The 25697-nt window shown below is 69.5% G+C and carries 24 protein-coding genes; 7 read left to right on the forward strand and 17 right to left on the reverse strand.

Annotation, left to right across the window (positions count from 1 at the left end):
- Positions 1 to 156: 156 nt before the first annotated feature.
- The 3 genes from AC07FA_RS26765 to AC07FA_RS26775 form a co-directional block, all read right to left on the reverse strand.
- The gene (locus AC07FA_RS26765; protein ID WP_479078865.1) at positions 157 to 729 is read right to left on the reverse strand and encodes an MFS transporter; all 573 of its coding nucleotides are present in this window, start codon (positions 727 to 729) and stop codon (positions 157 to 159) included.
- Entirely contained in the window at positions 642 to 1439 is a 798-nt protein-coding gene (locus AC07FA_RS26770; protein WP_479078867.1) for an MFS transporter, read from the reverse strand. Before AC07FA_RS26770 ends, AC07FA_RS26765 begins: the two co-directional genes overlap by 88 nt.
- A 195-nt stretch (positions 1440 to 1634) precedes the next feature.
- Entirely contained in the window at positions 1635 to 2468 is an 834-nt protein-coding gene (locus AC07FA_RS26775; protein ID WP_479078869.1) for a fumarylacetoacetate hydrolase family protein, read from the reverse strand.
- 105 nt (positions 2469 to 2573) lie between these two features.
- Here AC07FA_RS26775 and AC07FA_RS26780 point away from each other — a divergent pair, with 105 nt between their 5' ends.
- The 3 genes from AC07FA_RS26780 to AC07FA_RS26790 all read left to right on the forward strand — a co-directional run bounded on the left by AC07FA_RS26780 (position 2574) and on the right by AC07FA_RS26790 (position 4754).
- The gene (locus tag AC07FA_RS26780; RefSeq protein WP_479078870.1) at positions 2574 to 3068 is read left to right on the forward strand and encodes a VOC family protein; all 495 of its coding nucleotides are present in this window, start codon (positions 2574 to 2576) and stop codon (positions 3066 to 3068) included.
- 130 nt (positions 3069 to 3198) lie between these two features.
- Positions 3199 to 3954 (forward strand): IclR family transcriptional regulator, encoded by a 756-nt coding sequence (locus AC07FA_RS26785; protein ID WP_479078871.1) that lies wholly within the window; start codon positions 3199 to 3201, stop codon positions 3952 to 3954.
- Entirely contained in the window at positions 3951 to 4754 is an 804-nt protein-coding gene (locus AC07FA_RS26790) for an IclR family transcriptional regulator (RefSeq protein WP_479078872.1), read from the forward strand. The genes AC07FA_RS26785 and AC07FA_RS26790 overlap by 4 nt, the downstream gene beginning before the upstream one ends.
- Positions 4755 to 5509: 755 nt before the next feature.
- Here AC07FA_RS26790 and AC07FA_RS26795 read toward each other — a convergent pair.
- Positions 5510 to 5986, reverse strand: a complete 477-nt coding sequence (locus AC07FA_RS26795; protein WP_479078873.1) for a MarR family winged helix-turn-helix transcriptional regulator — start codon at positions 5984 to 5986, stop codon at positions 5510 to 5512.
- Positions 5987 to 6111: 125 nt separating this feature from the next.
- Between AC07FA_RS26795 and AC07FA_RS26800 the strand changes: the two genes are divergently transcribed.
- Positions 6112 to 7710, forward strand: a complete 1599-nt coding sequence (locus tag AC07FA_RS26800) for an MFS transporter (protein ID WP_479078874.1) — start codon at positions 6112 to 6114, stop codon at positions 7708 to 7710.
- A 535-nt stretch (positions 7711 to 8245) separates the two neighbouring features.
- Here the strand turns inward: AC07FA_RS26800 and AC07FA_RS26805 are convergent.
- The 7 genes from AC07FA_RS26805 to AC07FA_RS26835 form a co-directional block, all read right to left on the reverse strand.
- On the reverse strand, positions 8246 to 8641 hold the full coding sequence (locus tag AC07FA_RS26805) for an antibiotic biosynthesis monooxygenase family protein (RefSeq protein WP_479078875.1): 396 nt from the start codon (positions 8639 to 8641) through the stop codon (positions 8246 to 8248).
- Positions 8638 to 9012, reverse strand: a complete 375-nt coding sequence (locus AC07FA_RS26810; protein WP_479078876.1) for an antibiotic biosynthesis monooxygenase family protein — start codon at positions 9010 to 9012, stop codon at positions 8638 to 8640. Before AC07FA_RS26810 ends, AC07FA_RS26805 begins: the two co-directional genes overlap by 4 nt.
- Before the next feature lie 151 nt (positions 9013 to 9163).
- Positions 9164 to 9490, reverse strand: coding sequence for a hypothetical protein (locus AC07FA_RS26815; protein ID WP_479078877.1), 327 nt, complete (start codon positions 9488 to 9490; stop codon positions 9164 to 9166).
- Between the two features lie 83 nt (positions 9491 to 9573).
- A complete protein-coding gene (locus tag AC07FA_RS26820) occupies positions 9574 to 10494 on the reverse strand; it encodes a VOC family protein (protein WP_479078878.1) in 921 nt (306 codons plus the stop codon).
- 46 nt (positions 10495 to 10540) lie between these two features.
- A complete protein-coding gene (locus AC07FA_RS26825; RefSeq protein ID WP_479078879.1) occupies positions 10541 to 11386 on the reverse strand; it encodes a fumarylacetoacetate hydrolase family protein in 846 nt (281 codons plus the stop codon).
- Positions 11387 to 11423: 37 nt separating this feature from the next.
- Entirely contained in the window at positions 11424 to 12596 is a 1173-nt protein-coding gene (locus AC07FA_RS26830; RefSeq protein ID WP_479078880.1) for an acyl-CoA dehydrogenase family protein, read from the reverse strand.
- 61 nt (positions 12597 to 12657) lie between these two features.
- Complete coding sequence (locus AC07FA_RS26835) at positions 12658 to 13200, reverse strand: flavin reductase family protein (RefSeq protein WP_479078881.1); 543 nt, start codon at positions 13198 to 13200, stop codon at positions 12658 to 12660.
- A 312-nt stretch (positions 13201 to 13512) separates the two neighbouring features.
- Between AC07FA_RS26835 and AC07FA_RS26840 the strand changes: the two genes are divergently transcribed.
- On the forward strand, positions 13513 to 14088 hold the full coding sequence (locus tag AC07FA_RS26840; RefSeq protein ID WP_479078882.1) for an FCD domain-containing protein: 576 nt from the start codon (positions 13513 to 13515) through the stop codon (positions 14086 to 14088).
- 121 nt (positions 14089 to 14209) lie between these two features.
- Entirely contained in the window at positions 14210 to 14767 is a 558-nt protein-coding gene (locus tag AC07FA_RS26845; RefSeq protein WP_479078883.1) for a pyridoxamine 5'-phosphate oxidase family protein, read from the forward strand.
- Positions 14768 to 15029: 262 nt separating this feature from the next.
- Here AC07FA_RS26845 and exaC read toward each other — a convergent pair whose 3' ends face one another.
- From exaC to AC07FA_RS26865, 4 genes are all read right to left on the reverse strand, one after another.
- On the reverse strand, positions 15030 to 16553 hold the full coding sequence (gene exaC / locus AC07FA_RS26850) for an acetaldehyde dehydrogenase ExaC (RefSeq protein ID WP_479078884.1): 1524 nt from the start codon (positions 16551 to 16553) through the stop codon (positions 15030 to 15032).
- 99 nt (positions 16554 to 16652) lie between these two features.
- Complete coding sequence (locus tag AC07FA_RS26855; protein WP_479078885.1) at positions 16653 to 17906, reverse strand: GAF domain-containing protein; 1254 nt, start codon at positions 17904 to 17906, stop codon at positions 16653 to 16655.
- 102 nt (positions 17907 to 18008) lie between these two features.
- On the reverse strand, positions 18009 to 18590 hold the full coding sequence (locus AC07FA_RS26860) for an N-acetylmuramoyl-L-alanine amidase (protein WP_479078886.1): 582 nt from the start codon (positions 18588 to 18590) through the stop codon (positions 18009 to 18011).
- A 193-nt stretch (positions 18591 to 18783) separates the two neighbouring features.
- On the reverse strand, positions 18784 to 20139 hold the full coding sequence (locus tag AC07FA_RS26865) for an esterase-like activity of phytase family protein (RefSeq protein WP_479078887.1): 1356 nt from the start codon (positions 20137 to 20139) through the stop codon (positions 18784 to 18786).
- A gap of 257 nt (positions 20140 to 20396) precedes the next feature.
- Here AC07FA_RS26865 and nadE point away from each other — a divergent pair, with 257 nt between their 5' ends.
- Complete coding sequence (gene nadE, locus AC07FA_RS26870; protein ID WP_479078888.1) at positions 20397 to 21227, forward strand: ammonia-dependent NAD(+) synthetase; 831 nt, start codon at positions 20397 to 20399, stop codon at positions 21225 to 21227.
- Positions 21228 to 21377: 150 nt separating this feature from the next.
- On the opposite strand, the gene AC07FA_RS26875 is transcribed toward nadE, so the two are convergent.
- Positions 21378 to 22715: an SWIM zinc finger family protein gene (locus tag AC07FA_RS26875; protein WP_479078889.1), complete on the reverse strand. Its 1338-nt coding sequence runs from the start codon at positions 22713 to 22715 to the stop codon at positions 21378 to 21380.
- Positions 22712 to 25618 carry a DEAD/DEAH box helicase gene (locus AC07FA_RS26880; RefSeq protein WP_479078890.1) on the reverse strand — a complete coding sequence of 969 codons (2907 nt, stop codon included), beginning with the start codon at positions 25616 to 25618 and terminating at the stop codon, positions 22712 to 22714. The genes AC07FA_RS26875 and AC07FA_RS26880 overlap by 4 nt, the downstream gene beginning before the upstream one ends.
- Positions 25619 to 25697 lie beyond the last annotated feature (79 nt).

Consider the following 25697-nt stretch of genomic DNA (forward strand, 5'->3'; position numbering starts at 1 on the left):
GGAAACAACCCCCGTCCCCCCCCCCCCCCGCCTGAATCCCCCCCCCCCCCTTCTTCTCCCCCCCCCCCCCCCCCCCCCCCCCACCCCCCCCTCCCCCCCCCCCCCTCCCCCCCCCCCCCCGGCACGCTGTCGTGAGGAGGCCGGCTCTTCAGTCGGTCACCGGGGATCAGGGGCCGTGGCCAGGGCCACTCGTGTCCGCTCGGGTGGCCGCGTTCTCGGCAGGGAGGCCACGGCCACCGCTCCGAACACGGCCGGCACGGTGAACGCGTAGAACCCGGCCTTGGGAGAGGCGACCCAGGTGGTGACGGCTGCGAGATAGCTCGGGCCCACGATGGCGCCCAACCGTCCTACCGCGAGACCGAAGCCCATGCCGGTGCCGATCAGCTGGGGCGGATAGCTCGCCGCCATGCAGCCCACCACCAGGCTCTGGGTGCCCAGGGAACCGACTCCCGCCAGTGCCGAGAGCAGCAGCAGGACAGGACGTGGCTGGGGGGTGCTGAGCGCGAGGAGCGCACACGCGGCCAGGAGGAATCCCCCCAGTGTCACCACACGCAGGTGGCCGCGGTCGGCGAGCAGCGACAGGGCCGTGGTCCCCACGCTCGCGCCCACTGTGAAGGCGGTGGAGAACTCCAGTGCCGAGTTCAGGTCGTACCCCGCCTCAGCATGACGGAGGGCAGCCAGTTGCTGGTGGAGTAGATCAGGGCGATGGACATGAAGGACGCCGCCCACAGCAGCAGCGTGACGCGGCGGCGGTCCTTGTCCAGCAGAGCCCGGGAACGGTAAGCCGGGTCCGCGCTCCGCGGCGCGTTCGCCGCCAGGGGCGGCTGCTGCGGCAGGAACCGCAGCAGGAACGGGACGAGAAGCAAGGGCAGGACGCCGGGAGCGAACATCCACCGGAAGTCCGTCTCGGGCAGCAGCGCGCGGCCGAGATAGGCGGAGACGGCCCCGCCGAGGCCGAGGGCCGCCATGGCGACGGCGATGTACAGCGTCCGGCGGCGGCGCGGAGCGTGGGCGGTGACGAGAGCCCCCACGAGGGGGGCCAGGGCGCCGACTCCCAGGCCGGTGAGGACGCGGGCGGCGATGAACACCGGCAGTCCCGGGGCGAGGGCCGACATCAGCATCGACACCGAGATCACCGCCAGGGCGGTGACCAGCGGCAGCCGGAGGCCGAACCGGTCGCCGGCACGGCCGGCCGCCGCTGATCCCAGGATCATGCCGATGCCGGTGACGCTGCCGAGCATGCCGAGTGTGCCCGCGCTGATCTCACCACCCCAGGCACCGTGCCGCAGGAGTGCGGGTCCGACCGTGCCCAGCGTGAAGAGGTCGTAGCCGTCGATGAAGAGGATGAGGAAGGCCAGCGCCAGCACGCCGAGCGGCTTGGCCGGGACGGTGGAGCCACCTGGGGAGGAGTGGCCGGGATGGTCGGAGAGCGAGGACACGTGCGGCTCCTAATGGAGAGGGGCGCCAGCGAGAAGGCGTGCACCGGGCCGGGAGTACTCCGGCACAGCGTGATAACGGCGCCCAGTTGACCTGATTTTCAGGTCACATGTCCTGTTAGACAATGCTCGCGCAACGTCCAATGCGCTTGCGGGGCTCAACGCTGCCGGCTCCGCGCGCTGGGGCGGGCCGCAGGCTCACGTCTCGCGGACGCACACGTTGCGGGTCTCGCCCAGGCCCTCGATGACGGTCCTGAGGATCTGGCCTTCCTGGAGGTAGACCTTGGGGTCACGCCCGTCGCCGACACCTCCCGGTGTGCCGGACAGGATCACGTCGCCCGGCAGCAGCGTGATGATGTCGCTGATGTACGCGACGATGTCGGCGATCCCGAACAGCAGGTCCGACGTGCGGGAGACCTGCATCACCTCGCCGTCCACCTCGCAGCGGATCTCCAGGTCGGGCTCCTTGCCGCCGAACTCGTCCGCGGTGACCATCTCGGGCCCCAGGGGCGTGGTCGCCTCGAAGGTCTTGCCCGCCAGGAACTCCCGGGTGCGACGCTGGTACTCGCGCACGGTCACGTCGTTGGCGACCGTGTAGCCGGCCACGTAATCGAGGGCCTCGACCTTGGGGACATGGCGGGCGGCCCGGCCGATGACGAAGGCCAGTTCCGCCTCCCAGTCCACGGTGTCGCTCACCGTGGGCAGGGTGACCTGGTCGCCGGCGCCGATGAGAGAGCCGTCGTACTTCGCGAACAGCGTGGGGTGGCGCGGGGTGTCGCGTCCCATCTCCTTGATGTGCGTGGCGTAGTTCAGGCCGAGGCAGATGATCTTGTTCGGGTGCGGCACCACCGGGGCGAAGGCGGCCTCGGCGGCGTCCACGCGCTCGCTTCCGGCTGTGGCGCCCGTCAGGGCCCAGTCATCACCCGAGTTCAGCAGCTCCCCCACGTTCGCGTGGGGGAGCAGGACGTAGGAGTCCCCGGCGCGCCGAGCGGCCCGGGTTCCGTCGCTCGTCCGCAAAGTCGCCAGTCGCATGCCTGGTGCACCTCTTCCTTCATTGACTGATTCCGGGGTCGATCGTACTCTAGTTTCGAAATGCAGGATATGTGTCCTGCAAAATGAGACACAAGGAGGGGCGTCATGGCTATCACCGGACTCGGTCACACGGGGCTGTGGGTCTACGACCTGCCGAAGATGCGGGACTTCTACGAGCGCGTCATGGGATTGAGCGTGACGGACGAGGACGAGGGCCTGCAGATCGTCTTCTTCAGTGCGCGGCCCGACGAGGAGCACCACGAGTTCGTGCTCCAGTCCGGACGAACCTCTCCCATCGGTGACAAGCAGCAGCACCAGATCTCCTGGCGCGTGGAGTCGATCGAGGACATCCGGACCTTCCACCGGCGCTTCGAGGAGGAAGAGGTCAAGGTTCAGCAGGAAGTGACGCACGGCAACGCCTTCGGGATCTACTTCTTCGACCCCGAGGGGAACCGCAACGAGGTCTATCTGCGCATCGAACGAGACGTGCGGCAGCCCTTCCGCAAGACCATCGACTTCAGTCTCCCTCCAGAGGAGATCTACGCGGAAGCTGAGAGGCTGCTCAGTGAGGGCGGCGCTGCCTACCAGCCGGTCCAGTAGCCCGGAGCCCGCGCCCCCACGTCCCTGCTACGTCGACTGCGTGCCAGGATCTGTTTCTCGTAATGCGGGAATTGGGCAGGGGCGTCGAGGGCGGAATGCGACCGCCGACCGGGCGCTGGACATCCTCCTCATGCTTGACGACGGCCGGCTCGTCCTCTCCGCCGCCGACGTGGCGACCCGTCTCGGAGTGGCCCGCTCGACCGCCTACCGGTACCTGCAGAGCCTGACCGGCAACGGCTTCCTGGAGGAGGAGGACGGCTCGGGATTCCGGCTCGGGCCCCGGGTCGTCGATCTCGCGCGTCTGGCGCGCAGTGGCGTGGGGCTGTCGGACCTGGCGCGGCCCGTCATGCGCAGACTGGTGAAGCGCACCGGTATGCCCGTCCTGGTCACCCGTAGAACCGGTGGCACGGTCGTATGCCTGGAACGCGAGGACGCGGGCACCTCGCTGCGCCTTTCCTACGAGCGCGGGGAGGTCCTGGGCATCAACGCGGGAGCTTCCGCGCTGGCCCTGCTGGCCTGGGCGCCCGCGGAGGAACTCGACGAACTCCTGGCCGGCCCACTGCCCCGCTACACCGAAGCCACCCTGGCCGATCCCGGGGCGCTGCGTGCCTACCTCGCCGAGGTCCGGAAGCGGGGATACGCGGTGGGCCATGGCGAACTCGACCCCGACGGGCTCGGGATCGGGGCTCCGGGCAGAGGGGGAGAGGCAACATCGTCGGGGCGCTCAGTGTTGCGGCCTTCTCCCACCGGGTGCCGAAAGGAGAGGTGCCGCACCACATCGAGAGCGTGTGCCAGGCGGCCGAAGATCTCTCGGGTCAAGCGGCGCGCATGGGGATCGGCTGAACGCGGAAAGTCGTACGCGGTACCCGTACGATGTCCTGCATGACAGGACGTAAGTCAGAAAAGTCCACTCCGGTGGGTCAGTACCGGGAACGCAACTCGACCGCGGACCGTGCGCTCGACATCCTTGGACTGTTCTCGCAGGACAAGCTGTCCCTCTCCGGCCAGGAAGTGGCGACCGCTCTGGGGACGGCACGCTCGACCGCATACCGCTACCTCCAGAGCCTGGTCGGCAGCGGGTTCCTGGAAGAGGACCCTCAGGGCGGGTTCCGGCTCGGTCTGCGTGTTCTGGAACTGGCTCGGCTGGCCCGTCGGGGGTACGGGCTGTCGGAGATCGCCTTGCCGCTGATGCGGGAGCTGTGTGCCGAGGTCGGCGAGACGGTACTGCTCACGCGCCGTGCGGGAGGCGCCGCCATCTGCGTGGAGCGATGCGAGGCGGAGCATCCTGTGCGCATCTCCTACGAACGCGGCAGTGTGCTCCCTGCCAACGCCGGCGCCTCCGCCCTGGCGCTGCTCGCCTGGCTGCCCGAGCCGGAGTGCCGTGAACTGCTGGAGGCTCAGAGACTGCAGCGGTTCACCGCGCGCACGATGACCGACGTCGACGACCTCATGGAACGGCTCGCTCAGATCCGGCAGGACGGGTTCACCGTCAGCCGGGGTGAACTCGACGCCGACATCCTCGGCATCGCCGCCCCAGTACGCGGATCGTCCGAGGGCGTCGTAGCCGCACTGAGTATCGCGGCCCTGGAGCACCGGGTCCCGGACCGCCGGCTCGACGAGGTGGTCGCAGCAGTCCGCCGTGCCGCTGACCTCATCAGCGGCCAGCTGGCGGTCATCGGAGATTGACGAATACATACTCGGGGCACCTGGCCCTTCAGGCAGTGGCGGCGCTGGGGTCTGGCCGATGCCTGTGCCGCGTGCGCACGTGCCCTACCGAACGCTTCCGTGGCTCCGAACGCGGACCTCTCGGCGGTCGGGCCCGAGCATCGTGCTGATACGGGCGCGGGATCGCAGCCGGTGATGTCCCGCGCAACGGCGTCGTCGGCTGCCTGTGTGCACGAGATACTCGTCCACCTGGCTGCTGCTGCCCGTCAGCGCCAGCGCGACGGCCCGACTGGCCTCGGTGCAGTGTGCACTGCGAGCCGACATGAACGAGCACGTCGTGGTCTCGCGTGTGCCACTCTCTCGGCCGTGGCGCAAGCTGGAGCGCTCAGCCTGGTGTGATCGGCCCTCGGTGCTCTGCCCGAAGCGCTCGAATTCGACCTGCTGCGTCCGGCGCTCCTGGTGCAGGTTCCTGGCGCCCGGTCGGCGGCCGGGCCGCCGACTGGGCGCCGCGCAGCGCGGCCGGTCCCGCCGTCCCGCAAGAGCGTTGCCGTTACTCGCCCTACCCAGCTCGCCGCCCACTCCGCCGACCGCAGCCGATGGCGCCGTGAGCTGAGCCATCTGACTTGTGCCGCCGGGCTGTCGTCCGCCGCGCTGGCCAACCTGCTGGATCAGCTCGCAGCCGGCGGAGTGCTGCCCCGCTGAAGACACGACACCGCGACCGACGAGGTCCCACTGGGCGTTGATCGGGGCCTGGCGGAGCACCGGCACCGCGGGTGTCAATGTCCGGGCCACAGCTGACCGGGCGACGGGTCCGGCCCGTCGAACTCGTTGCTCACCCGCCGCAGCGCGGCCCGGAATTCCTCCGCCTGCTGAGCTCCGCCCAGTGCACCACGCACCCGGCCCATGACGGCCTCGGTGCGCGTCCGGCCCTCGGTGGCCCCCGAGCGCCCGCGCGCCGTGAGGTCGAGGAGCACGACACGCTTGTGTACGGGATGCGGACGGCGCTCCAGCCAGCCGAGCCGGTCCAGGTGGGCGAGGGCCGTGTTCGCCGTCTGCGGGGTAACGCCCTGGCTGCGGGCCACATCGGCGGACGACAGGGGGCCGTGCTGGGACAGCGTCACCGCCATGGCCAGCTGGTTGATGGTCAGACCGAGTTCTGCCAGCTCTTCGTTGAGGGCGCGGTGAACGGCCTGGCTCGCCTTCCACATCCGGTGGTTGAGTGTCTGCTGCCAGTCCTCTTCGCGCGGCGGCATGGCTGGCTCCTTGGTTCGCGGGTGGCCGGAGCAGGAGCGTAACGAGTGGACGCCCAGACGGCCGCCATTGATATCAGTAAGGCTGATATTATATTAGTGTTACTGATTACTGAGAAGGGTGCTTCATGGCCATCAACGTCGCTCACAGCCCACCGATTCGCGGCGCACCTGCGCCAGCCCATGCCAAACCGGGTTCCGTCGGTAAGACTGTGGCCCTTGCCTGTCTCGGCGTCTTCGCCTCCTACCTCCCGATCGGCGGCGTCTCTGTCTCGCTGCCGAGGATCCAGCAAGGTCTCGGGGCGTCCACCGCCGACCTGCAGTGGATCACCGACGCTTTCATCCTGCCGATGGCGGGTTTCATCCTGACCTTCGGCCTTATCGGGGACCTGTTCGGCCGCAAGAAGGTGTTCCTTGCGGGCCTGGCCTTCTTCGCCGCAGGCTCCGCCGTCAGCCTCACCGCGATCGAGGTCGTCCAGGTATGGATCGGCCAGGCGCTCTCTGGTGTGGGTGCCGCGGCTCTTCTTACCTCCACGCTCGCCCTGATCAGCCATGTCTGTCCTGATTTCCGGGCTCGCGCCAAGGCCGTGTCCATGTGGGCCGCCGCGCTTGGCCTCGGCATGTCCCTCGGCCCTCTGATCAGTGGAGCCATCCTCGAAGGCGCCGCATGGCGCTGGATCTTCCTGCCGCCGCTCATCGCCTGTGTGATCGGCCTGGTCGTGGGCGCCGTCCTGCTGGTGGATTCCAAGGCCCCGCGCGGCCGTGCCCTCGACATCCCCGGCCAGATCGCCGCTGTTGTCGCCGTCGCCTCCTTGGTCTACGGCGTCATCGAAGGCGGGGTATCCGGTTGGGGCGCGGGCAAGGTCATCGCTGCCTTCGCGGTGGGCGCCGTCGCGTTCGTCGCGTTTGTCGTCGTTGAGCTGCGCTCACCGTCGCCGATGCTGTCGATGCAGCTCTTCAAGTCCCGGGCTTTCTCCGGCGCCGGCATCGTGATCGCCGTGGTCATGTTCGCGCAGGTCGGGCTCGTCTTCGCCCTGAGTCTCTTCTTCGGCACCGTGCAGCATCTGTCCGCCCTGGACATCGGGTGGCGATTCCTTGCGCTCAACGGCCTAGCGGTGCTGCTCGGGCCTGTCGTGGGCCGCCTGATGGGTCGTGTAGCCCCCGGACTTCTGCTGACTCTGGGCCTGGTGGTCACCGGCATCGGTACCCTCTGGCTCACCACGCTGGAGGCGGAGAGCGGTACTGGCACCATCCTCCTGGTGCTGGGTGTGATCGGAGCCGGGTTCGCCTTCGTCATGTCACCCATCACCGCCATCGCCGTCAGCAGCGTCCCGCACCACCTGGCCGGAATGGCCGGAGCGGGTAGCAACACCCTGCGGCAGGTCGGCGGAGCCCTTGGTCCCGCCGTGTTCGGTGTCATCCTCACCCGGCACACGGTGGACGCACTGCCCGCCCAGCTTGCGGCTGCGGGTCTGTCCCCGGCAGACCAGGATTCTGTCCTGGAGGCGGTCGCCGCCAACGGCCTCGCCGCGGCCGGACACCTAGACCTCGGGGCATCCGCCACCGGCAAGGCGCTGGGCGCCTTCGGCGACAGCTTCAGCGGTGCCCTGCACATGTGCGCCACTATCGGCGGCATTGGCATGCTGGTCGCTGCGGCGGTCACCGTCGCGTGCATCGGCGTACGGAAGTCGACTCCCGTGTCCAGTACGGAAGAGCCGTCATCGTGACGTCGCGGACCGGATAGGTCATGTGGCGGATCATCAAGCAACCGACGAACTTGAAGTCCCCGCTGGTGATCCGCCCCGCGCCGACCGGGCATCTCAGCCGCACCAAAGCTCCCGCGCGGTTGTTGAGCACAGCGGTACAGCTGCTGCGCTTCCCACCCGCGCACGGGGGTGTACGCAGCCAGTACCCGGCCCCGGACCTTGACCGCACCACGCGTAGCGGTTCCTCGAGTTTGTCGCGGTCGACATGATCACAGGTTTCGGCTTGGGCCCGGCCGGTACTGCGGGTGATCGACGATGCCGCATCCGGCGCGGCTGCGGGGTCGGAGAGGCGCGGTCCCCGTGGAGTCGGAGGGCTACCCGCTCCAGGTCCGCAGGGCCTGGTTTCTTCAGTCCGAGTGTGCCGCTGACCTGTCCCCACGTACCGGCCAGTTGCACTAACGTGCTGGCGGTCGGATCGTTTCGACGGTTGGGCGTGATCGGGAAGTGGTGTGGCTGTGCGGCACCGACACCACACAGCCGTCGCCCTATCTCCGGGTCACGCCACGCAAATGCCTTCCACCGCCTCCTTCGCGAGGAGTTGGCGTGTGCACAGCGTTCCCGGAGGATAGTCCGTCGCGATGGCCGCGAACTCGGGCGCGGTCACGGCTGCGAGGAGCGCGGCGGGAGACTCCCAGATGGCGAGGTTGACGATCGTGTTCCCGTCGCCTGTCGACTTGTGCAGCTGGGCCCGGATGAAGCCGGGCCGGGTCATCATGTAGTCGGAGTGCCGTCGCCACTGCTCGATGACCGCGTGCTGCGCTCCCGGCGCGGAGATGACTATGTCGAGGAGCGTGCAGGGACCGGTATCGAGGCGCAATTGGGTCTTGAAGGACTGTCCCGGGTCGAGCTCGGTGAAGACGATGTTCTCCGAGCCGTCGGTGTTGTCTGTCATGCGACACACACTCCTGGGACTGCTACCGCGCGTACGACGACCGGGTGGGCGACGGAGCCGTCCGGGTACAGGGTGAGCGTCTTTTGGAACTCCTCGCACATGAAAGCATTCCTGAGCGAGGTCAGGTTCTCCCATACGGCGACGTTCGTGAGGATGCGACTGTCGCCGATACCGCGGTACAGCTGCGCGGAGATGTGGCCGGGCCACCGCTGCATGAGGGCGGCGTCCTGTCGCCAGACGTCGATGACTTCCTCAACCTTTCCCTCCGGTGAGAGGAAGGTGTTGATGAGCGTGACGGGACGTCCGTCGTCGGGGCCCTGGAGCTGTGCCGGGAGCGTGCTGGAGGCATCGAGAGACTTGAGCTCGATCACGTGAAATCCTTTGATAGGTGGGGCTGGTGCCGTTAGTCGTGCTATCAATGCCGATCGCGATGGGGATGTGTTAGGTGGTGACGACCGAGAAGCTCGACGCCGCGTCCACTTATCCGGTTATGCCTCGATTGCGTCTTCGTATGGAGCCGGGCTAGGTCTCCAGGGAGCTGGCCCATGTTTCGGTGATGGCGTCGTATCCGCGACCGGTGTGGGCGCCGGTGCCGCCGTCGTGGGCGTAGACCGCCTCGTCCTGGCCTACGAGCACGATCAGAGGGATGTCGGGGCGACTGGGATAGAGGAGGGCGGTCGCCGCGCCGGCGATGTGCCGGGCCGGCCGATGGGCGATGTACCGCTTGAAGACGCCCTGGAAGGCGGAGTGGCTTATGACAGCCGGCGCGTGCCGATGAATCACGTAATCCGGGCACTCGACATGTCGGTCGTGGTCCCTGGGGTTGAGGACGAGAAACTTTTTGAACACGGCGTGCTTCTCCTTCGTTGCGGCCGACGTGGCGGCGGTACCGCAAGCACGGCGTCTTCCTCAGTGCGCGCACGGTGGCTCAGTCAGCTGCTGTGCGAACCGGTCATCAGGGCGGCCAGGTCGTCGGGCTTGATGAACGAGGGAGGTGGAGGCGGCCCCCAGTTGTACAGGCCCTTGGCGCCCTCGAAGACCTCCGGCTTCCACAGTTGGTCGTCGACGATGCAGTCCAGGTCCGAGTAGTACTCGGAGAAATTGCCTGCGGGGTCCTTGAAGTACCAGAAGAAGTTGGAGCCGGCGTGGTGGCGGCCCAGGCCCCACACGTGGCGTTCGGGGTGGCCCTCCAGCATGGCCGTGGCGCCGCGGCCCACCTCGTCCACGTCGTCGACCTGCCAGGAGGTGTGGTGCAGGAACGCCACCGGAGCGGCGAGCACGAGGACATTGTGGTGGTCGGTGGAACAGCGCAGGAAGGCGCCGACGTCGCCCATCAGGTCGGACACCTTGAAGCCCAGGCCATCGCGGAAGAAGCCAGTGGTGGCCTCGAAGTCGGTGGTGCCCAGGACCGCGTGGCCCAGCTTGCGGGGCCGGACCCGGTCACCGCGCAGCAGAGCGGGAGCCCGAGTGCCGGTGCGCTCGATGCGCCCTGGGCCGTTGTACGGAGTGGGAGGGGTCTTCGGTTGTACGACGCGGGGTTCCACCCTGAGGACGGCGCGCACGCCGGTGATCTTCTCGTGGGCGGTGAGGGCGCCGTTCTCCTGCCGGACGGAAACACCCAGCAGGTCCAGCCGGGCGGCGGCGGCGGAGAGGTCGTCGAGGGAGTCGACGCCCACGGTGATCTCGACGAGCCGGCGCGTGGGCGCGTGGACGACCTGGAGCTGGCGTCCTCCGTCACGTGTCCCGAACCAGCCGTCCGTTTCGGGTGCGAGCCCGAAATCGGTGTAGTAGGCGGCGGTCTGGGCGGTGTTGGGGACACCCATGACGATCGAGGACAGACGGTGCAGGGCCATGGTGACCTCCTGAACGCGGGAATCGCGTGGTCGTGGGTGAGCCGGCTCAGGCGCGGAAGGTCTGGCGGAGTTCGCCAATGGCTTGGACGTGGCTCACGAGGACGTCACCGTCGGCGAGCCAGCGCTGTGGAGCACGGCCCATGCCGACACCCGCGGGGGTGCCGGTGAAGATGACGTCACCGGGCAGCAGGGGAAGAACGGCCGACAGCCGGGCCACCAGCGTGGGCACGGAGAAGACGAGGTCCCTGGTCCGGCCCTTTTGCACCTCCTCGCCGTTGACTGAGCAGCCCAGTTCGAGGTCATCGCGGTCGGCCAGCGCGTCCGGCGTGACCAGGTACGGCCCCATGGGGGTGAATCCGGGGAAGGACTTGCCCAGGCCGAACTGAGGTGCCGGACCGGTGAGCTGGGTGATGCGCTCGGAGATGTCCTGACCCACGGTGAGTCCCGCGATGTACGACCAGGCGTCATCCACACCGACCTGATGGGCCGGCTTGCCGATGACGGCGATGAGCTCGACCTCCCAGTCCGTGTGACCCCCTTGCGGGAGCCTGACTTCGGTGACGGGGCCCGTGATGCTGGAGACGTACTTGGTGAACACCGGCGGCAGAGTGTCGGGAACTGCGAAGCCCGACTCGTCGGCGTGCGCACGGTAGTTGAGTCCCACGGCGAGCACCTGACGCGGAGCGGGGGCGGGCGAGCCGAGGTTCGTGGCCGCGAAGGGCTGCCCCGCGGGCAGCTCGGCGCCCGCAGCCCACTCGCGGAACGCGGTCCAGTGTTTGTAGACCTCTTGGGGATGGGGACCGAACCGGCCGTCACTGGCCTGCTCGACGTCGACGGCCGTGTCGTCGTCGGTGATGATGACGAGGCGTCCGGACAGGTTGGCGGTACGCACGTGCTGCTCCTCTGAGGGCTGGGGGTCGTGCGGCTGGTCACACGAGAGGGGTGATCTTCTCGTCGATGCCGAGCAGGGCCTTGCCGTACACCTCGAACGCCACCGTCGGTGCGGCGACCGCATGCCGGCCCGCCGTGTTGGCGTCGCGCCAGATCCGCTGCAGGGGATTGACGTCGGCGAAGGAGCTGGCACCGTGCACGCTGACGAGAGTGTTGATCGCTTCCAGCACGTTCTGGATGGCCCAGCCGGTGTCCGCCCGCACTCGGGCGCGCTGGGTGAAGTCGAGGTACACCCCGTTCTGCGCGGCCTGGTCGATCTCGGCCGCAGCGCGTTGCGCATGGAGCGTGGCGGTGTCGATCCGCAGAGCTGCCTCGGCGATCTGCAACTGCACGGCGACCGACTCGGCCTGCGTCTCGTAGAAGGTGTACGAGATCGGCTTGCGGGCGGTCTTCTCCATGACGTACTCAAGTGCCGCGCGCCCCAAGCCCAGTTGGGGGCCTGCCAGGACCAGGGCCAGGACAGGCACGAAGGTGGAACGGGACAGGACCTCGTCCGTGTGCTCTGTCGGATACCGGCCCTCGATGGCGGCGGGCACGGACATGACCCGGTGCTCGGGCACGAAGATGTCCTCGGCGATCAGACAGTTGCTCGCGGTGCCCTTCATCCCTGCGACGAACCAGGTGTCCTCAAGGGCGAGGTCACCGCGGGGCACGAGGGCGAGTCCCTGGTCGACCACCGCGCCGTCCTCGTCCGTGAGAGGAACACCGAGTACGGCCCAGTCGGAGTGCGGGGAACCCGAGTTGTAGTACCAGCGCCCCGAGACCTGCCATCCGCCGGCGACCTTGGTCGTCGTGGAAGTGGGGCTGAGCACCCCGGTGACCCGGGCGTCGGGGTTGGCACCGAAGACGTCGTCCTGGGCCTTGGAGGGGAAGAGGCTGGTGAGCCAGTTGCAGACATTAACGAGGGTGACCACCCAGGAGGTGGAGCCGTCCCCCTCGGCCAGGACGGCCGACACGTCGAGCATGGTGCGCATGGACGTCTGGTGACCGCCGTACCGACGGGGAGTGGCGAGCTTGAACAGGCCGGCCTCGGCGATTGCGTCGATCACCGGGTCCGGCACCCGGCGGTCAGCCTCCGTGGCGGCCGCGTGCTCACGCAGCAGTGGCCGCAGGGCTGCGGCGCGGGCGACGAGGTCCTCATGAGTCGTCATCGTTGTGCGCTCTTTCTGTCATCGGCGGGACACCGGTTCCTGGTTCGGGCGGGAGGAGTGATCAGCGTGCGCAGGCTGCGACGTGTTCGCGGATCGTGTGGCGTGGGCGGTCGGCGAAGGCGGAGTGGGTGCCGAACGTGCGGTGCCCGTAGATGAGCGGCGCCGCCGGCGTCGTTTCCGCGTGGGTGACCACGCCCAGGACCAGAAGGTGGTCACCGCCGTCCACGGCTTGGGCCACCTCGCACACCAGCCATCCCGGGGCCGAGCCGAGCCGGGGAAGGCCGTGATCGAAGTCCCAGTCCACGCCGGTGAAGCGGTCGGCCCCGCGTCGGGCGAAACCCAGGGCGAGATCGTCCTGGGTCCGGGCCAGGACGTTCACACCGAAGCGTCCGGTGACGGTGATGTGGGACAGAAGTCTGGACCCGCGGTCGAGAGCCACGGTCACCATGGGCGGGCGCAGCGACAGGGAAGCGAAGGCGCTGACGGTCGTGCCATGGGGGAGACCCTCCGCCGCAGCGGTGACGATGGTGACTGGGGCGCAGACACCGGCCATGAGATCGCGGAATGCCTGCTCACCGAAGGAGGGGACCATGGAGATCTCCATTCGTCATAATGATTATGGCGATGCTGCATCCGGGTTACGTCAGGGGTCAAGAGGTGGGACTGTATTCGTCGTAATGATTTGGAAGTGACCGAAGGGTGGAGAGGCGTGGCAGCACGCAGGCAGAATCTCCGACGCGGAAGTGCGGACGTGGGCAAAGAGGTCGATCCGCCGGCCTTGCGACGCGCCGAGTGGGGGCAGGCAGGGAGAGCGTCTCGTGCCGAGGCTGCGGCGGACGTTGTGGCGGAACTGGCTGCGCGTGTTGCTCCTGGTACACGTCTGGGCACGAAGGACGAGCTTCGGTCCCGTTGCGGAGTGTCCGTCGGGACGTTCAACGAGACGCTGCGCCTGCTCCAGACCCGGGGAGTGGTGACCGTGCAGCGCGGTCCGGGCGGCGGCCTGTTCGCTGCCGAGCAGACCCCGATGACACGGCTCGCCCACTCCGTACTGGCCCTGGATGCTTCCGAGGGTGATGTCGCGCAGGCGCTGCGCATCCGCAACGCTCTTGAGCCGCTGCTGTGGCAGGACGCGTTGTGGCATGCCTCGCCCGCCGACGTCAAAGACCTCCGATTGCATTTGGAGGGCATGGCTGCGGCCGAGGCCACAGGTGACGCGGACGGGTTCGTGCTGGCCAACTGGCGGCTGCATGCCAGGGTCGCCGACATCACTCCGAACTCCCTCCTGTGTTCGCTGTACGTGGCCCTTCTGGAGCTGGTCGAACGTCACGCCCTGGCGGTACGGCCGCAGGACGGCGTTTCTCTCGCGCAGCACATCCGCGAGCGTCGGAGGCTGCATGCCGCGATGGTTGACGCCCTCGACAAGCGAGACGAGGGCACCCTCCTGCGGCTTGTCGCTGAGCACGACACGACCACGGTCGCCGACGAGGGGTGACGCAGGGGCGGAGCTGGTGTCCTGCTCGACTGGCACGCGTCTTGCATGAGAGGACCGTTGTCCTGTCTTATGGGTCATGTTGCCAGAGTCGGGCGCACCTTTTCATCCCCCTGGAGGTCTCATGCCGCGCACCGAGCCGAGCCTGGAGCAGGTCGAGGGAGCGGTAACTGAGCTCCTCCGCACCGAGGAGATCGCGACGTTGGCTGTGTTGGACAGTCGCGGGGCTCCAACCGCGTCCACGATGCACATCGCTGCTGACGGGCTACGTGTCTACATGCACACCTTCGCCCGGACCCGCAAACGCCTGGAGATGGTCGCGGACGAACGAGTCAGCTACGTCGTGAATCACCTTCCGTCGGGAGGCTACGACGAGCGCTTCGAGACCCGTTCCCTCCAGGTCAAGGGCAGGGCGGCCTTGGTAGTCGCGCCGGACGAAATCGCCCTGGCAGCCCGGCTCAGCCGTGAACAGTTCCCGTGGGCCGCCGGATCGGGAATGTTCGACCAGGTCAAGCCGCCGGAAGCGGGACAGCAGGCGTTCTTCCGCATCGATCCTGTTCAGGCCGTGTGGGCGGATCACCGCGTGGGGCTGATGTGGCGTACGCTCCTCGATTTTGCCGCCGACGGCAGTGGATTGTCCGCCATGCGGCCGTACGCGGACCTCTTCACTTCCCAAAGCTGACATCAGGCCCGTGTGCTGTCGCCGACCGTAAAGGCGCCGCCTGCGCGGGGCTGAGCAGGCCGTCGGCTGGCGCAGCGCGTCCTGGTTGTTAGCTGGTGTCGAACCGGGCCTTGGCCCGGAAATGCCCAGGAACAGCTGGTCAGAGGTGGGATAGCAGTGGGACATATCGGGAGTTACTCTGCACCTCACCCCGTGGCTTAGATGCACGCCGGGAAGGGCGCCTGTCAGGTGAAATGCCTGGTCAGACGCCCTTTTTTGGTGTCTAGAAGAAGCCCAGTTTCTTCGGCGAGTACGACACGAGGAGGTTCTTCGTCTGCTGGTAGTGCTCCAGCATCATCTTGTGGTTCTCCCTCCCGATCCCCGACTGCTTGTACCCGCCGAAGGCCGCATGCGCCGGGTAGGCGTGGTAGCAGTTCGTCCACACCCGGCCCGCCTTGATGGCCCGGCCCGCGCGGTAGGCCGTGTTGACGTCGCGGGTCCAGACGCCGGCGCCGAGGCCGTAGAGCGTGTCGTTGGCCGTGCTGATGGCGTCGTCGAAGTCCGAGAACGAGGTCACCGCCACCACCGGGCCGAAGATCTCCTCCTGGAAGACCCGCATCCGGTTGTCGCCCTCGAAGATCGTCGGCTGGACGTAGTAGCCGCCCTCCAGTTCGCCGCCGTGCTCGATCCGCTGACCGCCTGTCAGGATCTTCGCGCCCTCCTGCTGGCCGATGTCCAGGTACGAAAGGATCTTCTGCAACTGGTCGTTGGACGCCTGCGCCCCGATCATCGTGCCGGTGTCCAGCGGGTGGCCCGGCACGATCTGCTCGGTACGGGCGACGGCCGCCTCCAGGAACTCGCCGTAGTGGCCCCGCTGGATCAGCGCCCGCGAGGGGCAGGTGCACACCTCACCCTGGTTCAGGGCGAACATCGTGAAGCCTTCGAGGGCCTTGTCCCGGAAGTCGTCGTCCGAGGACCAGACGTCGTCGAAGAAGATGTTCGGGGACTTGCCGCCCAGTTCGAGTGTCACCGGCTTGATGTTCTCGGAGGCGTACTGCATGATCAGCCGGCCCGTCGTCGTCTCGCCCGTGAAGGCGATCTTCGCGACGCGAGGGCTCGACGCGAGTGGCTTCCCCGCCTCCACGCCGAAGCCGTTCACGATGTTGACCACGCCCGGCGGCAGCAGATCCGCCACCAGCTTCAGCCACAGGTGGATGGAGGCCGGGGTCTGTTCGGCGGGCTTGAGGACCACCGCGTTGCCCGCGGCGAGAGCAGGCGCGAGCTTCCACGTGGCCATCAGGATCGGGAAGTTCCAGGGGATGATCTGAGCGACCACACCCAGCGGCTCATGGAAGTGGTACGCGATGGTGTCGTCGTCGAGCTCGCTGAGCGACCCCTCCTGAGCGCGCAGCGCTCCCGCGAAGTACCGGAAGTGGTCGATGGCCAGCGGGATGTCGGCGGCGAGCGTCTCGCGTACCGGCTTGCCGTTCTCCCAGCTCTCGGCGACCGCCAGCTCCTCCAGATGCGCTTCCATCCGGTCGGCGATCCTGTTGAGCACCTGGGCGCGGTCGCCCGCCGCGGTCGCGCCCCAGGCCGGGGCCGCCGCGTGCGCGGCGTCCAGGGCGCGTTCCACGTCCTCGGCCGTGCCGCGGGCAATCTCGGTGAAGGGGCGGCCGTTGACGGGGCTCGGGTTCTCGAAGTACTGGCCGCGCGCCGGAGGGACGTACGCGCCGCCGATCCAGTGGTCGTAGCGCGACTCGTACGAGACGATGGCGCCCTCGGTACCCGGCGCAGCGTAACGGGTCATCTCTTTGGCCTCCCGGATTCCGGTGCCGCCCGCCGTTGGACGGCCCTCGGCGCGAGGCTAGGGAACGTGACGTTGCAACCCCGTTGCGTCACTCTTCCGCTATCCGCGCTGCTCAGCGTCGAGCCCCCGGACCCTCTCAAGAAGGGCCGCCCGACGATCCGGCGGCACCGCCCCGGCCAGCGCCCGCCACACCGGGAGATCATCCTCGCCCCACGGGCTGTAGACCCAGTCGGCGAGCAGACCCGGGTCGCCCCGGGCGATCAGTGCCGCGCGCAACTGGTCGGCGATCCGCTGCCGCAGCCGTACGACAGCGGGCGCCTGCGAGCCGGGCAGCAGCGGCCCCGGGTACGCTCCGAGCGCGCCTGCCACCGCCCCCGAGGCCAGCCTGCGTGCCACCGTCTCGAAGTCCGCGTCCACCGGAGCCGCCAGCCGGTACGGCCGTGAGCGCAGCAGCCCGGGGCCCAACAGCCGCCGGAGCCGGGAGAGTTCGGCGCGCAGCGTCACCGGGGTCACCGACTCGTCCTCGTACAGCTCGACGAGCAGTTCCTCGCCGCCGATTCCCTCCGGGCGGCGGGCCAGTGCCACGAGGATCTCGCTGTGCCGCCTGCTCAGGCGGATTTTGCGGCCCCCGGCGATCAGGAGCGCCTCGTCGCGGCCGAGCGCGCTCAGCTGCACGCAGTCCCCGGCCGGTGGCGGTGCGAGCAGGGCGAGTTGGGTCTCGGCGGCGCGCGCCACGGCCTGGACGAAGGCGAGGCTGTGCGGATGCGCGAGCCGGTCGCCGCCCGTGATGTCGACCGCACCCAGCACCCGGCCGGTGTGCGGGTCGTGCAACGGGGCCGCCGCGCACGTCCATTGCTGGACCGGCCGCAGGAAGTGCTCCGCGGCGAACACCTGCACCGGGCGGTCCACGGCGATGGCGGTGCCCGGCGCGTTGGTGCCCGCCACGGACTCCGCCCAGCGGGCGCCCTCCACGAAGTTCATCAGCCCCGCGCGCCGCCGGGCCGCCGCATGCCCCTCGACCCACAGCAGCCTGCCGTACACGTCGCACACGGCGAGCAGATGCTCCCCGTCCGTCGCGTACGCGCTCATCAGTTCGCGTATCACCGGCATCGCACGCGCCAGGGGATGACCGGAACGGTACGGTTCCAGGTCGTCGGCGCTCAGCTCGACCACAGCCGCACCGTCCGGGCTGACCCGCGCCCGCGCCGAGCGCCGCCACGATTCGCCGACCACGGTGCGTACCGGGTGCTCCAGCCTTCCCGCAGAGGTGAACACCTCGTGCGCGTGCCGCAGTTCGTGGAGCCGTTCACCGGGATCGGCATCGGCTGCCAGGGCCACCCAGGGGTCCGTCAACTCACCCTCCCGTCCAGGGGCGTCGTGCCTCCCCATGGTCGCCGCAGTAGGCCTCCGCGACAACCTCGGTGCGGAGAGTAATCGGCGGGGGCGGACGGGGGCTCAGGCGAGGTTGACGAGGCGCAGGTAACGTGCCCAGTCCCAGTGGCTCCCCGGGTCGGTATGGTCGCTGCCGGGGATCTGGTGGTGGCCGATGATGTGGGCGCGGTCCTTCGGGATGCCGTGGCGGTCGCACACGTTCGCTGTGAGCCGCGCCGAACGCTCGTACATGGTGTCGGTGAAATAGGCGGGCTGATCCACCCAGCCCTCGTGCTCGATGCCGATACTGCGGGTGTTGGAGTCCCAGTTCCCCGCGTGCCAGCCGATGTCCTTCTCCCGCAGGCACTGGGCGATGTACCCGTCCGCCGAGCGCACCACGTAGTGCGCGGAGACCTGCTTCGCCGGATTCCGGAAGATCCCGACCGTGTCGCTGAACGTGTCCTGGGCGACATGGATGACGACGAAGTCGACCGGCTGGGACGAAGGCCGGTCCGCCGCCGTGTAGTTGGCGGACGACGCCGGTGCCCACGCCGCGAGCGGATAGTCCGTCTCGCCCGTGGAGACGGCCACCGCGCGCGCCGACGCGGGCAGGAGAGCCGCAGCGGCGGTGACCGCGGCGCCCTGAAGGACTCTTCTTCGGTGCATCGGCACTCCTTCGGGGCAGGTCAGCCGCGCGGGAAGAGAGCGGCCGTCTCCCGCAGACGACGATGAAGCCCCCGGTTCGGTTCCCCGGGCGCCGCGCCGGCGGCGGAAGACGGCAGGAGTACGTAGTCGACCGGAGTCACGGGCGGGGGAGTGGTCGCAGAAAGGCCCACGCGACCGCGGTGGGCCGGGCTGATCAGCCGCGGAGCGGGCGAGGCAGTTTCAGCAGCGTCACCGAGGTCTCGATACCGCTGTCGACCAGCCGCCCGTTCGCGTCGAAGGCTTCCGCGCCGTCCGTCATCCCGAAGTCGTTGTCGTTGATCAACGCGAGGGTGTCACGGCCGGTGACCGCCACGCCCTCGATCTTGCCGGGGATTCCTCCGACCGTTCCCAGGTCGACGACGAGCCGCTTGCGCAGGACCGGAACGCCCGCCGCCGAGGGGTCGGTGAGCTCCTCGTACGAAGGCGAGGCGTCCGGGTCGTCCCAGTCCGATCCCAGGATTCCGGAGCCGTGAGGCAGTGCCACCCGGTGCAGCCTCGCGGACTTGTCGGTGCGCTCCTCCACCAGGAGCGTGTGAGGGCCGAGCGCGACGACCGAGGAGATCTTCAGTTCCGAGGTGTCGTCCTCCCCGGGGTCGACGACCTCGACCGGGTCGAAGCGGTAGGCGTATTCGGCGGTGACCGCCTGCTTCTTCGTGGAGAAGCGCAGAAGCCGGACATTGCGCGAGCCCTCGCCCGCGTCCTCGTCGGGGAGCGAGAGCGGGCTCTGCACGGCCAGCACCAGATCGCCGCCCGGGAGCAGGGCGAGACCCTCGAACCCCCGGTTGATCTTGCGATGCAGCAGGATGCCAGGCAGTGCCTCCACCACCGGATAACCGGCACCTTCCAGCCGGAGCCCCTCCGGGACGTAGCGGGCCAGTACCCGGCCGCGCGAGGAGACGTGGACGAGCGAGGGCCCGTACTCGTCGACCAGCCAGAAGGAACCGTCCGCCGTGCGGACGATGCCCTCCGTGTCGAGGCCGTTCGGGTCGTACGCGAGGGGCGTCCGGGCGTCGTGGCCGTACGGGGCCTCGTCGCGGCTCCGCTGGTTCGGCAGGCCGCTGACCGGCGCGCCGGACGCCGTCGTCAGCGGGAGGGCCTGGAGTACGTCGATCCGCTTGCCGGTGACGCGTATCTTCACGATCGCCGGGTCGAAGCCGGGCACGGGGAACGTACGCCGCTTCTTCCCGTCGATCTTGATCTGACCGTTGGGGCCCCGGTCCGTGACCGTCCAGAACTCGCCCTCGCGCCCCGCGGGGTAGATGTCACTGCCGATTCCACCGAGCATCACACCACGGTCGTCGGAGACCGAGCCGGGCAGCAGGCCGTTGCTGAAACCGGCCAGTGGCACATTGCCGAGTACGGCACTGCCGGTGACCCGGGCGGTCGGCCCTGCTCCCTCGTGCGGTCCGTGACGGTCCTGCGCACCAGCCGTCGCGGCCACACACAACGTCGACAGCAGAGCGAGCGGCAGCCCCGCGGCGAGAGAGCGACGGGTGATACGGGCGGACATGGTGCCTCCTGGTGCGCAAACGCTCGGACGAGCGTCAGGCTCGGCCCTCGGCGTCAACGCGCAGTGACATCGAGTTGAACGTGAGGACAGCACATGACGAACGCGTGCGTGCCGGGCGACCCGCCGGTGGGTTCCGGTGCCCACTGCCCGGCGAACCCCGGCACCGGCCGACCCGGGCCGACCACCCACGATCCGACGCACACTTCCTGGATAGGGTGGCTGCGACAGCACACCGTGAACCGGAACAAGGAGCAGACGTGAGCGAGACGGCGTCCATCGCCCTGCAGCAGGAGATCGCCAAGGAACTCCAGGTCGCCGAGTCCTTCGAGGCCGAGCGGGAGATCGAACGCCGGGTGGCCTTCCTCGCCGAGCGGCTGACCACCACCGGTCTGCGCTCCCTGGTGCTCGGCATCAGCGGCGGCGTCGACTCCACCACCGCCGGCCGTCTGTGCCAGCTCGCCGTCGAGCGGGCCAGGGCCGCCGGCCACGAGGCGCGGTTCCACGCGATGCGGCTGCCGTACGGGGTGCAGGCCGACGAGCACGACGCCCAGCTGGCACTCTCCTTCATCCGGGCCGACGACGTGCTGACCGTGGACATCAAGCCCGCGAGCGACGCCGCCCTGGAGGCCGCGCTGACCGCCGGTGTCAGCTTCCGCGACCACGGCCACCAGGACTTCGTGCTCGGCAACATCAAGGCACGGCAGCGCATGATCGCGCAGTACGTGGTGGCGGGCGCGCACAGCGGTCTCGTCGTCGGTACCGACCACGCCGCCGAGGCGGTCTCCGGCTTCTTCACGAAGTTCGGCGACGGCGCCGCGGACCTGGTCCCGCTGACCGGCCTGACCAAGCGCCGGGTGCGGGCGATCGCGGACGTGCTGGGCGCCCCCGCCGAGCTGGTGTGGAAGGCCCCGACGGCCGACCTGGAGAGCCTCGACCCGGGCAAGACCGACGAGGAGGCCCTCGGCGTCACCTACGACGACATCGACGACTTCCTGGAGGGCAAGCCGGTGGGCGAGCAGGTCTTCGAGACGATCGTCAGCCGCTACCGCCTCACCGAGCACAAGCGTCAGCTGCCGGTCGCTCCGTAGCGGCTGCCCGGCGGTACGTCGCGCAGCCGCCGGCTCCGCGACGTGCCGCGCGCAGGCACCGGGGTGGCCGGCCCCGGTGCCTGCGCCGGTGTCCGTCGAACCCTTCGCCGGAGTCCGTCGAACAGTCCGGAAGGGAAACCCCTGCCCGGCCTACGCGTCGGGCAGGGCACCCGCCAGTGCACCCGACGGGTCGTTGTCCGCCGGGCCCACCGGCATCCAGCGCCCCCGCTCCTTGCGGTACGGCCACCAGCGGCCGTCCGGCCCGTACCGGAGCTGGACATCGGCGCCCGCGACCGTCCAGCGGCTGCGTCCAGCCCTCAGCCGTGGCCGCTCACCCTCCTCCCACGCCTCGGCGAGCTGCGCACGGGCCCGCGCCAGGGACTCCGGGTCCGGCTCCCACTCCTCGTCGAGGACGGTCAGCGCGGCGGGGCCGCCGTACTGCCAGGCGCGCACGGCCGCGTCGAGATCGGCCCGCTGCCGCCCCGCCCCCTCGGCGATCCGGGCCATGATCCGCGGGTCGGGCCCGGCATCGGCCGCCAGCCGCACCGCGTCCTGCGAGACGGTCAACTCGTCTGCGATGGGCTGCAGTTCGTGTCCTTCGGCCAGCGCCTCCGCGAGCAGCCGGTAGGCCCGTACGGCCGTGTCGGCCACCAGGAACTCCAGCGCCGCAGGGTCGATGCCCGGTGCGGGGCCGGACTCCGTGTCCAGCGACGGCGCCTGTCCCGGCTCCGCAGGCAGCGGGGGAGCGGCGGGCAGCGGCGGCAGAATGTCCCGCGCCGCGAACGCCTCCCGCGCCTCGACCCCGGCCCGTGCGCCCGCCCCGGGCCGTTCCCGCGCCCCCGACGACGCGGGTGCCCCCTTGAGGGCCCGGGCAGCGCTGCGGACCTGGAGCTCGTCGAGCAGCCGGCGCTCGTCGCGGCCACGCATCAGGAGCAGGACGAACGGGTCCTGGTCCAGCAGCCGCGCCACCTGGTAGCAGAGCGCCCCCGTGTGCGGGCAGTGGTCCCACGCCTCGCAGGTGCACTCCGGCTCCAGGTCCCCGATCCCGGGCAGCAGATCCACTCCGGCGGCCGACGCGTCCTCCACCAGATGTGGCGGCATCTCCCGGTCGAGCAGCGCGGCGATGTGGCCGGCCCGGTCGACCGCCATGTCCAGGAAGCGGTCCCACTCCTCCTCGCTCAGCTGCTGAAGCAGCACATCACTGCGGTACACCGTCGAGTCCCGTTCCTGGACGACCGCGGTGATCCGGCCGGGCCGTACCGAGACCGCGCCGACCCTGCCCTCGCGGGCCAGCCGGCGCCCCTTCTTGAGCTGCTGACCGTCCAGTGCCGTGTCCTCAAGCGCCTTCAGCCACGCCTGGCCCCACCAGGACGTCGCGAAGCCGCGGCCCTGGGCGGGTGGCAGGGTGGCGAAGGTGCGCTCCGGTTCCTGTCCCGCCGGGATGCCGTGCTCCTCGTAGTCGTCGTCCGTCTCGTATCGGTCGTTCATCGGGCGCCCCCTCGCAGTTCCACCAGATCGGCCAGTTCCGCATCGGTCAGTTCGGTGAGTGCCGTCTCGCCGGAGCCGAGCACCGAGTCGGCGAGGCCCTGTTTGCGGGCCAGCATCTCGGCGATCCGGTCCTCGATGGTCCCCTCGGCGATGAGCCGGTGCACCTGCACCGGCTGGGTCTGCCCGATCCGGTACGCACGGTCCGTGGCCTGGGCCTCGACGGCGGGATTCCACCAGCGGTCGAAGTGCACCACGTGGCCGGCCCGGGTCAGGTTCAGCCCCGTACCGGCCGCCTTCAGGGACAGCAGGAAGACGGGCGCCTCGCCCGCCTGGAACCGGTTGACCATGGCCTCGCGCTCGGCGACCGGCGTACCGCCGTGCAGGAACTGCGTACGGACGCCGCGCACCGCCAGATGCTGTTCCAGCAGCCGGGCCATCTGCACGTACTGGGTGAATACCAGCACACTCGCGTCCTCGGCCAGGATCGTGTCGAGGAGCTCGTCGAGCAGTTCGACCTTCCCCGACCGGTCCGCGATGCGCGGCCGTTCCTCCTTGAGGTACTGGGCCGGGTGGTTGCAGATCTGCTTGAGCGCGGTCAGCAGCTTCATGACGAGCCCGCGGCGCGCGAAGCCGTCGGAGCCGGAGATCTCGGCCATGGTCTCCCGTACCACCGCCTCGTAGAGACCGGCCTGTTCGGCGGTCAGCGACACGGCGCGGTCGGTCTCGGTCTTGGGCGGCAGTTCCGGGGCGATGCCGGGGTCCGACTTGCGGCGCCGCAGCAGGAACGGGCGCACCAGGGTGGCGAGCCGCTCGGCGGCTGCCGGGTCGTTGCCGCCTTCGACGGCGCTCGCGTACCGGTTACGGAAGGTGCTCAGCCGGCCCAGCAGGCCGGGAGTCGTCCAGTCGAGGATCGCCCACAGCTCGGAGAGGTTGTTCTCCACCGGTGTTCCGGTGAGCGCGACCCGGGCGCGTGCTCCGATGGTCCGCAACTGCTTGGCGGTCGCCGAGTACGGGTTCTTGACGTGCTGGGCCTCGTCGGCGACGACCATGCCCCACGGCGCCTCGGCGAGCCGTGGCGCGTCGAGGCGCATCGTGCCGTACGTGGTGAGGACGAACTCCCCGTCGGCCAGGTCTTCGAGGGAGCGTGACGCGCCGTGGAAGCGGCGTACCGGCGTGCCGGGCGCGAACCTCTCGATCTCCCGCTGCCAGTTGCCCATCAGGGACGTCGGACACACCACGAGCGTCGGTCCCGCGGCCGATTCGACGCTCTGCCGGTGCAGATGCAGCGAGATCAGCGTGATCGTCTTGCCGAGCCCCATGTCGTCGGCCAGGCAGCCGCCGAGACCGAGGGACGTCATCGTGTTGAGCCAGTTCAGCCCGCGCAGCTGGTAGTCGCGCAAGGTGGCGGTGAGCGCGCCGGGCTGCCCGATCGTCTGGTTGCCGCCCGACTCAGGATCGGCGAGCCGGTCCCGCACCTGCTGGAGCCAGCCCGTCGCCGCCACCTCGACGCGGCGGCCGTCGACCTCGGTCGAGCCGGTCAGTGCGGCGCCGAGCGCGTCGATCGGAGTGACCTTGCGGTCCTGTGTCTCGCGGGCGCGCCTGGCCTCCTCCGGGTCGATGAGCACCCACTGGTCGCGGAGGCGGACCACCGGCCTGCCCGCTTCCGCGAGGCGGTCGAGTTCTTCCCGGGTGAGTTTCTGGTCGCCGAGTGCGAACCACCAGTTGAAGGCGAGCAGCGCGTCGGCTGAGAGGAAGGACGGTGTGTCCGACTCCGTGCGGCCTGGGCCCCGCGGCTCGCCCTCACCGGCCTCGTGCGCGTCGACGGGACCGATCACGGCACGTGCCGTGAGCGTGCGGGCCAGCTCCTTGGGCCAGTGGACCTGGACGCCGGTCGCGGCGAGCGCCCGCGCGGCGGGGCCCAGCAGTTCGGCGATCTCCTCGTCCGCCGGGTCGACGGCGTCGGGCACCGCGGCCGACAGCAGCGGTGTCAGCGGAGGCCAGGCGCGCGCGGCGCGGCGCAGCGCGAGCAGGGCGTCCATCCGGGCCCGCGGACCGAAGGCCGCGGCCGTCGGAGCGGTGCCCGCCCAGATGTCGGCGGCATCGGCGACGAGCGTGGGATCGCTGACGCTGTGGATCTGCAGAACGGCTCGGAACGAGGGCCCGGCGGTTGCCTCGCTCGGCATTCCGCTTGTGCCCTCCGGGGCCTCCCCGATGCCCGAGACCTCGATGCGCAGGGAGAGTCGTACGCCTGCGTCGTGACCGGCCGCCACATCGGCTGCCCACCCACGCTGATCAGCGCACTTCTGCGGTTCCTTGGCTGCGAAGACGGCACTTCCGGTGGCCGGGACGGCGGCGGGTGTACGCGGAAGGCTATCGGCCACGGCGTCCAGGAACGCGCGCAGAAGTGCTTCCGGTTCGGCCAGCAGGACAGGCTCGGCTGCCTCGTCGAGCGGCACCGCGTGCGCCGTGGGCGGCATGGCTGCCGCGAGCGTCCGAATCCGCTCGAAGTCCTCCGCCGTCAGCGGACCGGCCCGCCAGGCGTCGTGATCGGTGGCGCTCAGCCCTGGCAGGAGCAGCCCGCGCGCGGCGAGTTGCAGTGCCAGCAGGCTCGCTGCGCCCCAGAATGCCGTAGCGGCGGAGGCGTGCCCGCTCGCCCGCGCCCGCGTGAGCACGGGAAGAGCATCCCCTGCGGAGAGGGTCAACGCCGTGACCACGTACGGTTGGCCGTCCTCCCCGACGACGGTCAGTTCCCGCGGAATCCCGGGGGCCTCGGGAGGGGTGCTACCGTCCGGGTTCCAGAACGCGATCAGGCCGGTACGGGCCGGATCTGCGGGGAGGAAGACTGCGGAGCAGCGGGACAGTTCAGAGATCTCGGAAAGCGTTGCCGCAGGAAGCCTGTGCACAGCGATGTCAGATTCCTCAAATTTGACTAGTGGGGCCGGGGTCGCCGAGGGTACTCCACCCAAGGCCCCTTCCGGGAGA

The organism is Streptomyces sp. NPDC045968 (genome assembly GCF_056430475.1).